Below are 13813 nucleotides of genomic sequence, written 5' to 3'. Positions count from 1 at the left end.
CTATGCGGGTTCTGGACTGGGTCAGCGCTTACCTAGTTTTTTCTTATACCCCGAGCACATTTTTAATAATTTTCCTCTTCGTACGGTTGACGCACTATCTCCACAACCTCTGATAACAACCCCGACCACCCTGGCGGTCGTAAAGGGAGCGTAGCGTGTTCGACCTCGACTATTGGCAGCAACGAGCTGCCCGGCAAACCTTCTCTGACAAAGCCTTGATCGATGGCCGGCAAGTCTCTGCGTCTTCGGGCGCAACATTCGATTCGATCAACCCGGCGACGAATCAGTTGCTTGCCCGTGTCGCCGCGTGTGGCGAAGTGGAAGTGGAACTTGCCGTGCGCAGTGCGCGCCGTGCTTTCAACGAAGGCCCTTGGGCGCGGATGGCACCGGTTGAGCGCAAGCAGGTGATGCTACGTCTGTCTGAGCTGGTGCTGGCCCATCGCGAAGAGCTTGCCTTGCTCGACTCGCTGAACATGGGCAAACCGGTGATGGATGCCTACAACATCGACGTCCCCGGCGCCGCCCATGTGTTCGCCTGGTACGGCGAGTCGCTGGACAAGCTTTATGATCAGGTCGCGCCGACGGCGTCCTCGGCGCTGGCGACCATTACCCGTGAAGCGCTGGGCGTCGTGGCGGCCGTGGTGCCGTGGAACTTCCCGCTCGACATGGCGGCCTGGAAACTGGCACCGGCCCTGGCGGCCGGCAATAGCGTGGTGCTCAAGCCCGCCGAGCAATCACCATTTTCAGCACTGCGTCTGGCCGAGTTGGCGCTGGAAGCCGGTTTGCCGCCTGGCGTGCTGAACGTACTGCCCGGACTGGGCGAGTCCGCCGGCAAGGCGCTGGGCCTGCATCCTGATGTCGATTGCCTGGTGTTCACCGGCTCCACTCAGGTGGGCAAATATTTCATGCAATATGCAGCTCAATCGAACCTCAAGCAGGTCTGGCTTGAGTGCGGCGGCAAGAGCCCGAGCCTGGTGTTCGACGATTGCCGTGATCTCGATCTGGCGGCGGAGAAAGCGGCGTTCGGCATCTTCTTCAATCAGGGCGAGGTGTGCTCGGCCAACTCGCGACTGTATGTCCAGCATTCGATCAAGGATGAGTTTATCGAGCGTCTTCTGGAAAAAGCCAAAGCCTGGCTGCCCGGCGATCCACTGAATCCTGCGAGCGCCGCTGGCGCCATTGTCGATTCGGCACAGGCATCGCGTGTGATGAACTTTATCGAGCGCGCCCACGAAGACGGGGCCCGACTGCTCACCGGCGGCCGTCGCTTGAGCTTCAACGGTTCCGACAACTTTATCGAGCCGACCATTTTTGCCGACGTCGCCCATGAGTCGCACCTGTCGCGCGAAGAGGTGTTCGGGCCGGTGCTGGCGATTTCCACGTTCGACACCGAAGAGCAAGCGGTGCGGCTGGCCAACGACAGCATCTATGGGCTGGCGGCGTCTGTGTGGAGCGACGATCTGAATCGCGCGCACCGGGTTGCACGGGCGCTGAAGGTTGGCACCGTTTCGGTGAACACCGTGGATGCCCTCGATGTGAGCGTGCCATTCGGTGGCGGCAAGCAATCGGGTTTTGGCCGGGACTTGTCATTGCACTCGTTCGATAAATACACCCAATTGAAAACAACCTGGTTTCAGTTGCGTTGAGCGTCTCCTGAACAATTAACCGCACGCTGATTGTGTGCGGCTTAAAGAATAAAAAGATGTCATCGCGCGGAGAGTCATCCGTGTACTTGCGGCTGCGTGGCCGTGACTGCCTCAGTAACTAACCACAATTAAAAAGTGAGGGAGCTTTCATGTTCAGATATTCGTCTTCGAGCGTTACAGCAGCGGCTGGTTTAACTGCGCTTCTGGTATTGACGGTGCCCGTTGTTGCGCACTCCGAAAGTCTTACGGTCATTTCCTTCGGTGGTGCCACCAAGGCAGCGCAAGAGGGGGCTTACTTCAAACCCTTTGAAGAAAGTGGCGCTGGAAAAGTGGTGGTCGGCGAGTACAGCGGAGAACTTTCCAAAGTCAAAGCCATGGTCGATGTTGGCCAGGTCAGTTGGGACGTTGTCGAAGTCGAAAGCCCGGAACTGCTGCGAGGCTGTGAAGAAGGGCTGTTCGAGCGGCTGGACCCGGCACTGATCGGCGAATCCAAAAACTATTTGCCAGGCGCCGTCAGCGAGTGTGGCGTGGCCAGTTATGTCTGGTCGATGGTGCTCGCCTACAACTCGAACAAGGTGAGCGCGGCGCCGACCTCCTGGGCGGACATGTGGAACCTGCAGCAATTCCCTGGCAAGCGCGGCCTGCGCAAGGGCGCCAAGTACACGCTGGAAGTGGCGCTGCTTGCCGACGGGGTCAAACAGGATGACCTGTACAAAGTGCTGGGCACCAAGGAAGGCGTGGATCGAGCATTTCACAAGCTCGACCAGATCAAGCCGTCGATCCAGTGGTGGGAAGCCGGAGCGCAACCACCGCAATGGCTCGCGGCAGGCGACGTCGTGATGTCGGCGGCCTACAACGGCCGGATTGCCGTCGCGCAAAAGGAAGGCTCGAAACTGGCCATTTCATGGAGCGGCCACCTCTACGATCCCGATCACTGGGCCATCGTTCGCGGCAGTCCGAACAAGGCGCTGGCCGAGCGTTTTATCGTGTTTGCCAGCCAGGCGAGTGGGCAGAAGTCCTTCTCCACGCTGATTCCCTACGGACCGATCCGCAAGGATGTACTGGCGCAGCTACCGGCCGACACGCTCGCCCAATTGCCCACGGCTCAGGCCAATCTGGCTGAAGGTCAGTTGGTCGATGCCACGTTCTGGGTCGATCACGGCGAAGAACTCGAGGAACGTTTCAACGCTTGGGCGGCCCGCTAAACCGCTGCTGTCGCTAATCGCAACTCAAGGATGAGTCGCGATGTTTATCCCTGCCTTCCACGTGAAGGCAATCAACAACAAGAAAACACGGGGAGTTTGTCATGAGTTCAAGTACAACTTCGTCCATCCAGGGACAGTCCGGCGGATTGCGCCGGGTCCTGGGACTGGGCTCGTTGCTGGCCGTTGCGGTGGGCGTCGTGGTCTCGCAGGGAGTCATGGTGCTGATGCTGCAAGGCGCGGGCATCGCTGGTTTCGGTTTTATCATTCCGTTGGCCATCGCGTATGTGCTGGCAATCACCTACGCCTGGTCGTTTTCCGAACTGGCCTTGATGATCCCGAAGGCGGGCAGCCTCAGCAGTTACACGGAAGTGGCGATCGGGCATTTCCCGGCCATTCTGGCGACTTTCTCGGGATACATGGTGGTGGCGATGTTTGCGCTCTCCGCCGAACTGCTGTTGCTGGATCTGGTGATCAGCAAGGTCTACCCGGATGTCATTCCGCACATGCTGGTGGCCTACGGGGTGCTGGGGCTTTTCACCGTGCTGAATCTGTTCGGTATTGATGTGTTCGCCAAGCTGCAGAACGTGCTGGCGCTGGTGATGGTGGTGATCCTCGTCGCCATGGGCCTGGCTTCGCTGAGTAACGGTCAGGCCAGTCTGCAGTTGCCGCTCGATCAGGGTTGGAACCCGTTGGAATTCGGCGCAATCACCCTGGCGGCCATGGCGGTGTGGGGATTTGTCGGGGCTGAGTTCGTTTGTCCGCTGGTGGAAGAAACCCGCAATCCCGAGCGCAATATTCCGCGTTCGATGACCATCGGTTTGACAGTGATCTTCGGCGTGATCGCGCTGTATTGCTTCGGCGCATTGCTGTGCATTCCGCGTGAGCAACTGGCCAGTGATGCGCTGCCTCATTACCTGCTGGCCACCACGGTTTTCGGTGAGGCAGGCAAGTTGTTCCTCGTCGTCGCCGCCATTACCGCCACTTGCAGCACCGTGAATTCGTCCTTGGCGGCGTTGCCGCGCATGCTCTACGGCATGGCGCAAAATGGCCAGGCCTTCCCGCAATTCAAGAAACTCACCGCTCGTGGCCGTACGCCTTGGGTGGCGGTGCTTTTTGTTGCTGCGATCACCGGCCTGCCGATCCTCATTCTGGGGCACGACGCGGCAGCCATCAGCCTGCTGCTGTTGGCCGCCGCACTGGCCTGGCTGCTGGCCTACATCATCGTGCACATCGATGTGATCGCCTTGCGCCGCCGCTATCCCCATCTGGCCCGTCCATTCCGCTCACCGTTCTATCCTTGGCCACAAGTCATTGGCATCGCCGGCATGCTGTTTGCGATCTACCACGTGTCGCCAACTCCGGAGATGACCGCCAGTATTTTTGGCTGTGCCGGCGTGGTGCTGGGCGTGATTTCGGTAATTGCCGTGGTATGGGTCAAGTTCGTGATGCGCAAGCCGCTGTTTACGCCGGAGCCGCTCATTCAAAACGAATCTCAAGGCAACGACGTGCCGAAAATGACTCCGATCGCTACGGTGTCCGGGAACTGAACCTTTTTTCACTTCAGGAGAATAAGAAATGACAACAGACTACAAACCTCAGCGCGAAACCAAGGACTACCAAGCGGCCGATGCCGCCCACCACATTCACGCATTCCTCGATCAGAAGGCGTTGAACGAAGAGGGGCCGCGCGTCATTGTCGGTGGCGACCGCCTGCATCTGTGGGATAACGACGGCAATCGTTACCTCGATGGCATGTCCGGTTTGTGGTGCACCAACCTCGGCTACGGACGCAAGGATCTCGCCGCGGCAGCGACCCGTCAGCTTGAGCAATTGCCGTACTACAACATGTTCTTCCACACCACTCACCCGGCGGTTGTAGAGCTATCCGAGCTACTGTTCAGCCTGCTGCCCAAGCACTACAGCCACGCGATCTACACCAACTCCGGCTCTGAAGCCAACGAGGTACTGATCCGTACTGTTCGCCGTTACTGGCAGGTTCTCGGCAAGCCGCAGAAGAAAGTCATGATCGGTCGCTGGAACGGATACCACGGCTCTACCTTGGCCGCCAGCGCGATGGGTGGCATGAAGTTCATGCACGAAATGGGTGGTGTGATTCCGGATGTCGCGCACATCGATGAACCGTACTGGTTTGGCCATGAAGGTGATCTGACGCCCGCCGAGTTTGGCTTGCGTGCGGCTCAGCAACTGGAGACCAAGATTCTCGAGCTGGGCGCGGAGAACGTCGCTGCATTCATCGCCGAGCCGTTCCAGGGCGCTGGCGGCATGATCTTCCCGCCAGAGAGCTACTGGCCGCAAATCCAGCGAATCTGCCGCAAGTACGACGTGCTGCTGTGTGCGGACGAGGTGATCGGTGGCTTCGGGCGTACCGGTGAATGGTTTGCGCACCAACACTTTGATTTCGAGCCGGACACCCTGTCGATTGCCAAGGGCCTGACCTCGGGTTATATCCCAATGGGCGGCCTGATTCTCAGCCGGCGCATGGCCGAGGTACTGGTGGAGCAGGGCGGCGTGTTTGCCCACGGCCTGACCTATTCCGGTCACCCGGTAGCGGCTGCGGTCGCTATAGCCAACCTCACGGCGCTGCGTGATGAGGGTGTGGTCACCCAAGTGAAAAATGACACCGGCCCGTACCTGCAGCAGTGTCTGCGCGAGGTGTTTGGCAATCACCCTCTGGTGGGTGAGATTCAGGGTGTCGGCCTGGTGGCGGCGTTGCAGTTTGCCCAGGACAAGGCGACCCGCAAGCGCTTCGCAAATGAAGGCGACATCACCTGGCGCTGCCGCACGATCGGATTTGAAGAAGGCGTGATTATTCGCTCGACGCTGGGCCGCATGATCATGGCGCCGGCACTGATCGCCACGCGCGCTGAAATCGATGAACTGGTTGGTAAGACCAGGATTGCCGTTGATAGAACGGCACAGGAAATTGGCGTGCTTTAAGTAACTACCCTATTCACGCCTTAAATTTGTAGGAGCGAGCTTGCTCGCGAAAAACCGGAGGACGCCGCTGGGTGTCTGGTTTTACGCGTTATCGTTCACGACCATCGCGAGCGAGCTCGCTCCTACAGTTGTTGCATTTATTCAATGAGTACCGAAGTTGGTTGTTAGTTAGTTTTTTCATGGGCAACAACTACAAAAATCATATTTTCGCTATTGGCATTCGCTAAGCACAATAAAACTACCCCGCCAGCAAAGTTGTCTACGCGGAATTAATTGTTGAAACAGCTGATCTGTCGCGACTTGCCGCGCCATAGTCGCCTCTTTGAAGGACACAAGCATGAATGATAAAAAGATAGAAATAGATACGCTTGTCGTTGGGGCCGGCCAGGCTGGCGTCGCCATGAGCGAACACCTGAGCAAACTCGGTGTACCGCACCTGGTGCTGGAGCGTAACCGCATCGCTGAAGCGTGGCGCACCGGGCGTTGGGATTCGCTGGTGGCGAACGGCCCGGTTTGGCATGACCGCTTCCCCGGACTGGCCTTCGAAGACCTGGAGCCCGATGCCTTCGCCTCTAAAGATCGCGTAGCGGCTTACTTCGAAGCCTACGCCGAGAAGTTCGAAGCGCCGATTCGTACCGGTGTAGAAGTCAAGAAAGTGGTACGCAACAGCGATCGTCCAGGCTTCACCATCGAAACCTCCGATGGCGTGATTCAGGCCAATCGCGTGGTGGCGGCGACCGGTCCTTTCCAGCGTCCGGTCATCCCGCCGATTGCGCCGAAAGACAGCACGATCACGCAGATTCACTCGGCCCAGTATTTCAACCCGCAGCAGCTGCCCGAGGGCGGTGTGCTGGTGGTCGGTGCGGGCTCTTCCGGTGTGCAGATCGCCGATGAATTGCAGCGTGCCGGTAAACAAGTCTACCTGTCGGTCGGCCAGCATGACCGTCCGCCTCGCGCCTATCGCAACCGTGACTTCTGCTGGTGGCTGGGGGTGCTTGGGCTTTGGGATGCCGAAGTGATGGAGCCGGGTCGTGAGCATGTCACCATCGCAGTGAGCGGTGCGCGTGGCGGGCAGACCGTCGATTTCCGTGGGCTCGCCAAACAAGGCGTGACGCTGGTGGGGCTGACCCAATCATTCAACGACGGCGTGGTGACTTTTCAGCAGGATCTGGCGCGCAACATCGCTGCGGGCGACGCGAATTACCTGTCGCTGCTGGACGCGGCGGATGCCTACATCGCACGCAACGGACTCGACCTCCCGGAAGAACCCGAAGCCAGGTTCATGCTTCCCGATCCAGAGTGCGTCAGCAACCCGATTCTCGAACTGAATCTGGCCGAGGCGAGTATCACCTCCATCATTTGGGCCACCGGCTACGCCGTCGATTACAGCTGGCTGCAGGTCGACACCTTTGACGAGAAGGGCAAGCCTCGTCATCAGCGTGGGGTCTCGAACGAGCCAGGTGTCTACTTTGTGGGGCTGCCGTGGCTGTCGCGTCGCGGATCGAGCTTTATCTGGGGCGTTTGGCATGACGCCAAACATGTCGCTGGCCACATTGCCACCCAGCGCCAGTACCTCGAATACCGCGACCCGTCGCAGCGTTAAGAATCGATCGAGGGAATGGTCCTTTGGCCATTCCCGATCCACACCTTATCACTCAAGTTTCAGGGGACTCAGTTGATGCCTACTCACACACGCATTCGCATGTTCAATACCAAGGACACCTATCCCAACCAGTCGCTGGACAATGATCTTTGCCAGGCTGTACGGGCCGGCAACACGGTTTATGTGCGCGGCCAGATCGGCACCGATTTCGATGGCAACCTGGTGGGGCTTGGCGACCCGGGTGCACAAGCCGAACAGGCGATGAAAAACGTCAAACAGCTGCTGGAAGAGGCGGGGAGCGACCTTTCCCATATCGTCAAAACCACCACTTACATCATCGACCCGCGTTACCGCGAGCCGGTGTATCAAGTCGTGGGCAAGTGGCTGAAAGGGGTTTTTCCGATCTCGACGGGGCTGGTCATTTCCGGGCTGGGTCAACCGCAGTGGCTGATGGAAATCGACGTGATCGCCGTCATCCCGGACGACTGGCAAGCGAAGTAACCCCGATCCTTGCAGGAGCGAGCCTGCTCGCGAAAAACGTCCAGGCAACGCGTTCATTCAGACAGGGCACGTATTCGTTGACGACCATCGTCGGAACGCCGCCCGGAGCAGGCTCGCTCCTACAAAGTCAAGGCGCGGCGGGGAGGAGAAACCGCGCAATCACCGGCAAATGATCGGAAATGCGCAACGTATCATCCTGCCTCACCATCGCCTCGACCCTTTTGATCCGCGGGCTGTAGAACAGGTAATCGACCGTCCGGTCCGGGCCGTTCAAGCCCGGATCGTTGGGGTAGTGGGTCAGCCAGTGCGCCCGATCGACACCGCTGGCTTCGTTGTTGGTGGGGATCATCGGGTACTTGTCCCACAGCACATGCAGCGCGCTGTCGGCGGAGTAGGGCGTGCGTTGCGTGTCGGGCAGGCGTCGATATTGCCCCAGCGGCAACAGATCGAAGTCGCCGCCGATCAGCCACGGCGTACCGCGGCTTTCGAGCTTGTCGAGGACTTTGGCCACGGCGCTTACCTGGGCTTTCAGTGTCTCGTCGGGTGGGAGCACGCGGTCCAGATGGGTATTGAGCACCGCGACCTGAGCCCCATCGCTCAACGGCAGGTACGTGACCAGCAAGGCGTTTTTCGGTTTGAACTGGCGGCTGATCAGGTTGGCCGGCACCACGGGTAATTGCAGGCGTTCGGCGTGTCCGATCCGGTAGCGGCTGAGGGTTGCCAACTGCCGGCCGACGCTGCCGAAAATATGCGGTTCAGGCACGAAGTCGGCTTTCCAGTCGAAAGCGTGAGCGCTGCACGGGTAAAGGTCCGCCAAGCGCTCCTGGAGCAGTTTGAGCTGGTTCTGGTAGTCGGTGGCCTTGGCGCCGTCATCGAGTTCCTGCAACAGCACAATATCCGGTTGTTCGTCACGGATCACCCGCGCCACTTCATCCAGGCTGAAGGCCATGTCTTCGGCGGTGGGGGTTTCGTCGGCGCCGGCGGCCAGGTCATTCCAGAACACATAGCGCTTGCCCGCCAGAAACTGCACGTTCCAGGTCATCACTTTCAACGCCTGGCCCGGGACCAGGGTGGGTGCCTGGGCGCTGCAACTGACCGGCAGCGCTTCCCTGGCTTCAGGGCGCCAGGTCAGGCTGTGGATCAGTATGCCAATCAGACCGATGATCAGCAGGCCCAGCAGGGTGTAGCGCAGTAGACGGGTCATGGCTCGGCTTATGGCGTTACAAGAGTTGCCCCGAGCATAACCGAGAGCTGAGCCGAAGCCCACGGTTAGAGCGGTCGGTCAATTTTCTCTGGTACATCGGCGATCAACATGAACAGACGGAACAGCACCACGCTGGTGAACAATTGCAAAAAGCTGTGGGCGCTGTCGATCAACAAGGAAATCACCGGGTTCTGCGGTTCCGGGTAAACCTCCAGGGTCATGCCCTTGAGCAGCCACAAAGGCGCCATCACGCACAATATGCACACCAGGATGCGCAGGAAATTGCCACGGGTCAGGCGCAGGCTTTCCTTCATCGCCGCCAGCGGGGCCATGCCGCGCAAGACCAGCAGGTATTCGCCGAACGCCAGGGTCACCATCAGCCAGATGCCTGGCAGAAAATACAGCGACAGGCCGATCAGGATCAGCAGGGTGTTGAGGGCGGTCAGCAAGGCGAAGCGCGGCCACAGGCTCGCAGACATCGCCAGCAGGTCCCGATTGCGTGGCGACTCGCCACGGCTGCGGGCATCGAGAAACAGAATCAGCGCGGCGGTGTACAGCGGATAGACCAGCAGCCCTACCATGACGCTGATACCGGGAAAGCTGTCCGGTTCGGTGGAGTGGTCGACCACTTGCTGCAACAGCGATTCGAAGATCACCAGCGGCAGGCACAGCCGCACGATCTGGCCCAGATTGCGCTTGAAGAAATACAGGGAGTCACGCAGTACATCTAACGGATTCATCAGTCGATATCGCAGGTTGAAAGCAGTGGCCCACTTTAACCGATCAAGCGCTTTGGGGCGCAAACGTAAACGTTCGGTAAAGGTCATTGAAACATCCTGCATCAGCCTCCATTACCCAGGGGCACCTTTTCCGTAGTGGATAAGGGCGACGATATTCCCGGCAATCTACGAGGTCGCCATGAACAGCGAAGAACAAACCCTGATCGATGGACTGTTTTCCCGGCTGCAACAGGCCGAAACGGACTCAGCCCCGCGCGACGCCCAGGCGGAGACGCGGATCAAGGAACACCTGACTCGCCAGCCAGCGGCAGGCTACTACATGACCCAGGCGATTCTGGTGCAAGAGGCCGCGCTCAAGAGCCTTGATGAGCAAAACAAACAACTGACCCGGCAAGTCCAGCAGTTGCAGGCCGAACTGCAATCGGCCAAAACCCACACGTCGGCGCCGGCATCCAGCGGCGGTGGTTTCCTGTCGAGCATCTTCGGCGGCGGCTCCCGTGAGACGCAGCCCGCACCGACTCAAAGTGCGCCGGCATCGAGCGGTGGTGGCTGGCGTGAACCAGCGCGGCCGTCGTTCAATTCGCAGCCTCCACAGCAAAACTTCGGTGCAGCGCCGCCTCAGCAAAACTACGCCGGGCAACAACCTGCCGGCAGCGGTTTTCTTGGCGGGGCCCTGAAAACGGCCGCCGGGGTCGCGGGTGGCGTGATGTTGGCGCAGGGCATCAGCAGCCTGTTCCAGCACAATCAGCAGCCGGAGGTGGTTGAAGTCATCAAGGAAGAGCCGGCCCAGGTCAACGATCAGGGTGACAGCGGCAACGGTTTAGGCGACGAGCCGCGGGTGGCCGACAACGCCAGTGATCAGGGCGGGTTCACCGACGCTGATTACAGCGACGACAGTTCGTCGTTCTTCGGCGGCGACGACGATTCTTTCGTCTGATTCCCTGTGATGAGGGAGCATGCTCGCGCTGGACTGCGTAGCAGGCCCCTTGGATTCTAAAGCAGGGGGCGCTTCGCACCCCAGCGCGAGCAAGCTCCCTCGCCACATGGCCGATTGTTCGCGGAACAATCCCTCAGGCTGGCATACTGGGCAACTTTTCGGGCTTGACGCCCGATCCTGTCCGCGCGCCAGCGCTCCTATGAGGATGCACGGTGAAAAAAATCGCAGTGTTCGCCGATGTCCAGAACCTCTATTACACCGTGCGTCAGGCCTATGGTTGCCACTTCAACTATGCCGCGCTGTGGGCTGACATCAGCAAGCAGGGCGAGATCGTCGAGGCCTATGCCTACGCGATCGATCGCGGCGACAGCAAACAGCAGCAGTTCCAGCAGATCCTGCGCAACCTCGGTTTCACCGTGAAGCTCAAGCCCTACATCCAGCGCAGCGACGGCTCGGCCAAGGGAGACTGGGACGTGGGCATCACCCTGGACATCATGGACGCCGCCGATCATGTCGACGAAGTGGTGCTGGCCTCCGGTGACGGCGATTTCGACATGCTGCTGGAACGCATCATCGCCAAGCACGGGGTGCAAGCGGTGGCCTACGGCGTACCGGGGCTGACGGCCAACTCGCTGATCCGCGCCGCCAGCCGCTATGTGCCGATCGAAGGCGCGCTGCTGCTCAAGAATTGATTTTTACGGAGTTGAAACAGGTTTGGAACGCATAGCAGTCATCGACTTTGAAACCACCGGCATCTCCCCGAGCAGCAGTTGCCGGGCCACGGAAATCGCCGTGGTGATTCTTGAACAGGGGCGCATCGTCGAGCGTTACCAGAGTCTGATGAACGCCGGCGTGCGCGTGCCGGCCTTCATCGAACAACTCACCGGTATCAGCAATGCCATGCTGCGCACCGCGCCATCGGCCGAGCAGGTGATGAACGAGGTCAACGAGTTCGTCGGCATCACGCCATTGCTGGCGCACAACGCCGCGTTCGACCAGAAGTTCTGGGACTTTGAACTGGGGCGGATCAAACGCACGCGCCTGCAGAACTTCGCCTGCTCGCTGCTACTCGCCCGCCGCCTGATGCCCGCCGCACCGAACCACAAACTCGGTACGCTCACCACCTTCGCCAAACTGCCCCACACCGGCCAGGCTCACCGAGCCATGGCCGATGCCGAGATGGCCGCCAACCTGACGGCGCACCTGGCCCAGGAACTGCGGCACAAGCACGGGTTGCGCGAGTTGTCCCATGAGCTGCTGGTCAGCTTGCAGAAAGTGCCGGCGGCAAAAATCAACGAGCATCTCAAGCGCCATCGCGGGTTCTAAGAACACCGCAAATCCCCTGTAGGAGCCGGCTTGCTGGCGATTGCGGTTCATCATCCACTATTGATGTTGACTGATACGCCGCTATCGCCAGCAAGCCGGCTCCTACAGGGGCCGTGCCCTATCAAACCTTTCCATTCCCTTCCAACTGCCCCAACGGCACCCGCTTCTCTATCGCACTCGACAACACAATCGACGTCTTGCTGAACCCGAACTTGGCGATCCGGTTGATCAACTCTTCCAGCTCCGGCATCGAGCCCACCGCTGCCTGCATGATCACGCACGGATCACCCGTCACCCGGTGACATTCGGTCAGTTGCGGGATTTTGATCAGTTCGTCGTAGGCTTTCTGATTGCCGTGCTGGTTCAGGCGCAGTTCGATGACGCACTGGATCGGCAGACCGAGCTTGGACATGTCGACTTTCGCCTGGTAACCGGTGATCACCCCGCTGGTTTCGAGTTTGGCCACGCGCTCGGCGACGGCCGGGGCGGACAGGTTGACCTTGCGCGCGAGGTCGGCGTAGGACGCGCGCCCGTTTTCCAGCAGGGCGCTGAGGAGCATGCGGTCGTATTTGTCCATCGGCGTATTCCTGAAAAAAGACTGACTTTCGAAAGCACGGTTTATAGCGATGATCTCCGTGTTTTGAAAAGTGTACCGGCGCTACAAACACGTTTTGTAACTTATTTTCTGCCGCTGGCCTTTCTAGAATAGCTGTTCATTTATCTTGCCTGCGAGCTGCCCAATGCCTGGCTTACGTCGTTTTCCCTTACCGTTGATCGCTGCCTTCTTCGCGTTATACGTGATCTGGGGCTCGACTTACCTGGTGATTCGCATCGGTGTGGAGTACTGGCCGCCATTGCTGCTCGCCGGTATTCGCTTCGTCATCGCCGGGAGCTTGATGTACGCGTTCCTGCGGTGGCGCGGGGCGCCGGCACCGACCTGGGCGCAGTGGAAAGCCGCGGGGATTATCGGGATTTTGCTGCTCGCCTGTGGCAACGGCGGGGTCAGTGTCGCGGAACACACCGGCGTGGCCTCCGGTGTGGCGGCACTGGCAGTGGCGACGGTGCCGCTGTTTACCTTGCTCTTCGGCTATTTCTGGGGCGCCCGTAATACTCGTCTTGAATGGGCCGGGATTGTGCTCGGGCTGATCGGGATTGCCATGCTCAACCTCGGCTCGAACCTGCAATCGAGCCCGCTGGGCGCCGGATTGCTGATCTTCGCGGCAGCGGCCTGGGCCTTCGGTTCGGTATGGAGCAAACACTTGCCGTTGCCAGAAGGCGCGATGGCCAGTGCCGTGGAAATGCTGGTCGGTGGCGCGGCCCTGCTGATCGGCAGTGCGCTGAGCGGTGAGCATCTGCAAGCCATGCCGCCGATCGAAGGGTGGGCGGCCCTGGCGTACCTGACTTTCTTCGGCTCGATCATCGCCTTCAACGCTTATATGTACCTGTTGAAAAACGTGCGTCCGGCGGCGGCCACCAGTTATGCCTACGTCAACCCGGCGGTGGCGGTGTTGCTGGGGATCGTGTTTGTCGGCGAAACCATCGGTATCGAAGAAGCGCTGGCCATGCTGGTTATCATCAGTGCCGTGGTGTTGATCGGTTTGCCGCAGTGGCGCCGGGCGCCGCAACGACCTGCCGCGGTGGTGCAGGCAGAATCGAGCGTGAATTAGGGTAAACTGCGCGCCATTGCATCTTG

Annotated in this window: 13 protein-coding genes; 10 read left to right on the top strand and 3 right to left on the bottom strand. The window is 59.7% G+C overall.

Annotated elements, in window-relative coordinates; translation table 11 throughout:
• Nucleotides 1–155: 155 nt before the first annotated feature.
• The 6 genes from ACA041_RS28210 (at nucleotide 156) to ACA041_RS28185 (ending at nucleotide 7913) form a co-directional block, all read left to right on the top strand.
• Nucleotides 156–1646, top strand: a complete 1491-nt coding sequence (locus ACA041_RS28210) for an aldehyde dehydrogenase (RefSeq protein ID WP_497438796.1) — start codon at nucleotides 156–158, stop codon at nucleotides 1644–1646.
• 149 nt (nucleotides 1647–1795) lie between these two features.
• The gene (locus ACA041_RS28205; protein WP_497438795.1) at nucleotides 1796–2851 is read left to right on the top strand and encodes a gamma-aminobutyric acid-binding protein; all 1056 of its coding nucleotides are present in this window, start codon (nucleotides 1796–1798) and stop codon (nucleotides 2849–2851) included.
• Between the two features lie 101 nt (nucleotides 2852–2952).
• Complete coding sequence (locus ACA041_RS28200; RefSeq protein WP_497438794.1) at nucleotides 2953–4398, top strand: amino acid permease; 1446 nt, start codon at nucleotides 2953–2955, stop codon at nucleotides 4396–4398.
• A 28-nt stretch (nucleotides 4399–4426) separates the two neighbouring features.
• Nucleotides 4427–5809, top strand: a complete 1383-nt coding sequence (locus ACA041_RS28195) for an aspartate aminotransferase family protein (protein ID WP_497438793.1) — start codon at nucleotides 4427–4429, stop codon at nucleotides 5807–5809.
• 337 nt (nucleotides 5810–6146) lie between these two features.
• Entirely contained in the window at nucleotides 6147–7412 is a 1266-nt protein-coding gene (locus ACA041_RS28190) for a flavin-containing monooxygenase (RefSeq protein WP_497438792.1), read from the top strand.
• 75 nt (nucleotides 7413–7487) lie between these two features.
• Nucleotides 7488–7913: a RidA family protein gene (locus ACA041_RS28185; protein ID WP_128874422.1), complete on the top strand. Its 426-nt coding sequence runs from the start codon at nucleotides 7488–7490 to the stop codon at nucleotides 7911–7913.
• A gap of 127 nt (nucleotides 7914–8040) precedes the next feature.
• On the opposite strand, the gene ACA041_RS28180 is transcribed toward ACA041_RS28185, so the two are convergent.
• Together ACA041_RS28180 and ACA041_RS28175 are read right to left on the bottom strand one after the other, a co-directional pair.
• The gene (locus ACA041_RS28180; protein ID WP_497438791.1) at nucleotides 8041–9117 is read right to left on the bottom strand and encodes an endonuclease/exonuclease/phosphatase family protein; all 1077 of its coding nucleotides are present in this window, start codon (nucleotides 9115–9117) and stop codon (nucleotides 8041–8043) included.
• 65 nt (nucleotides 9118–9182) lie between these two features.
• Nucleotides 9183–9857: a YciC family protein gene (locus tag ACA041_RS28175; protein WP_497438790.1), complete on the bottom strand. Its 675-nt coding sequence runs from the start codon at nucleotides 9855–9857 to the stop codon at nucleotides 9183–9185.
• A 178-nt stretch (nucleotides 9858–10035) separates the two neighbouring features.
• Here ACA041_RS28175 and ACA041_RS28170 point away from each other — a divergent pair, with 178 nt between their 5' ends.
• The 3 genes from ACA041_RS28170 to ACA041_RS28160 all read left to right on the top strand — a co-directional run bounded on the left by ACA041_RS28170 (nucleotide 10036) and on the right by ACA041_RS28160 (nucleotide 12120).
• Complete coding sequence (locus ACA041_RS28170; RefSeq protein ID WP_497438789.1) at nucleotides 10036–10794, top strand: DUF2076 domain-containing protein; 759 nt, start codon at nucleotides 10036–10038, stop codon at nucleotides 10792–10794.
• Between the two features lie 212 nt (nucleotides 10795–11006).
• Nucleotides 11007–11486 (top strand): LabA-like NYN domain-containing protein, encoded by a 480-nt coding sequence (locus ACA041_RS28165; protein WP_064675757.1) that lies wholly within the window; start codon nucleotides 11007–11009, stop codon nucleotides 11484–11486.
• A gap of 22 nt (nucleotides 11487–11508) precedes the next feature.
• A complete protein-coding gene (locus tag ACA041_RS28160) occupies nucleotides 11509–12120 on the top strand; it encodes a 3'-5' exonuclease (protein ID WP_064675758.1) in 612 nt (203 codons plus the stop codon).
• Nucleotides 12121–12241: 121 nt separating this feature from the next.
• On the opposite strand, the gene ACA041_RS28155 is transcribed toward ACA041_RS28160, so the two are convergent.
• The gene (locus tag ACA041_RS28155) at nucleotides 12242–12697 is read right to left on the bottom strand and encodes an Lrp/AsnC family transcriptional regulator (protein ID WP_497438788.1); all 456 of its coding nucleotides are present in this window, start codon (nucleotides 12695–12697) and stop codon (nucleotides 12242–12244) included.
• A 163-nt stretch (nucleotides 12698–12860) separates the two neighbouring features.
• On the opposite strand from ACA041_RS28155, the gene yedA reads away from it, so the two are divergent.
• A complete protein-coding gene (yedA, locus tag ACA041_RS28150; protein WP_497438787.1) occupies nucleotides 12861–13787 on the top strand; it encodes a drug/metabolite exporter YedA in 927 nt (308 codons plus the stop codon).
• Nucleotides 13788–13813: the final 26 nt, after the last annotated feature.

The sequence above is a fragment of the Pseudomonas sp. LBUM1676 genome (genome assembly GCF_059695605.1).
This window is presented reverse-complemented; position numbering and strand designations above follow the sequence as displayed.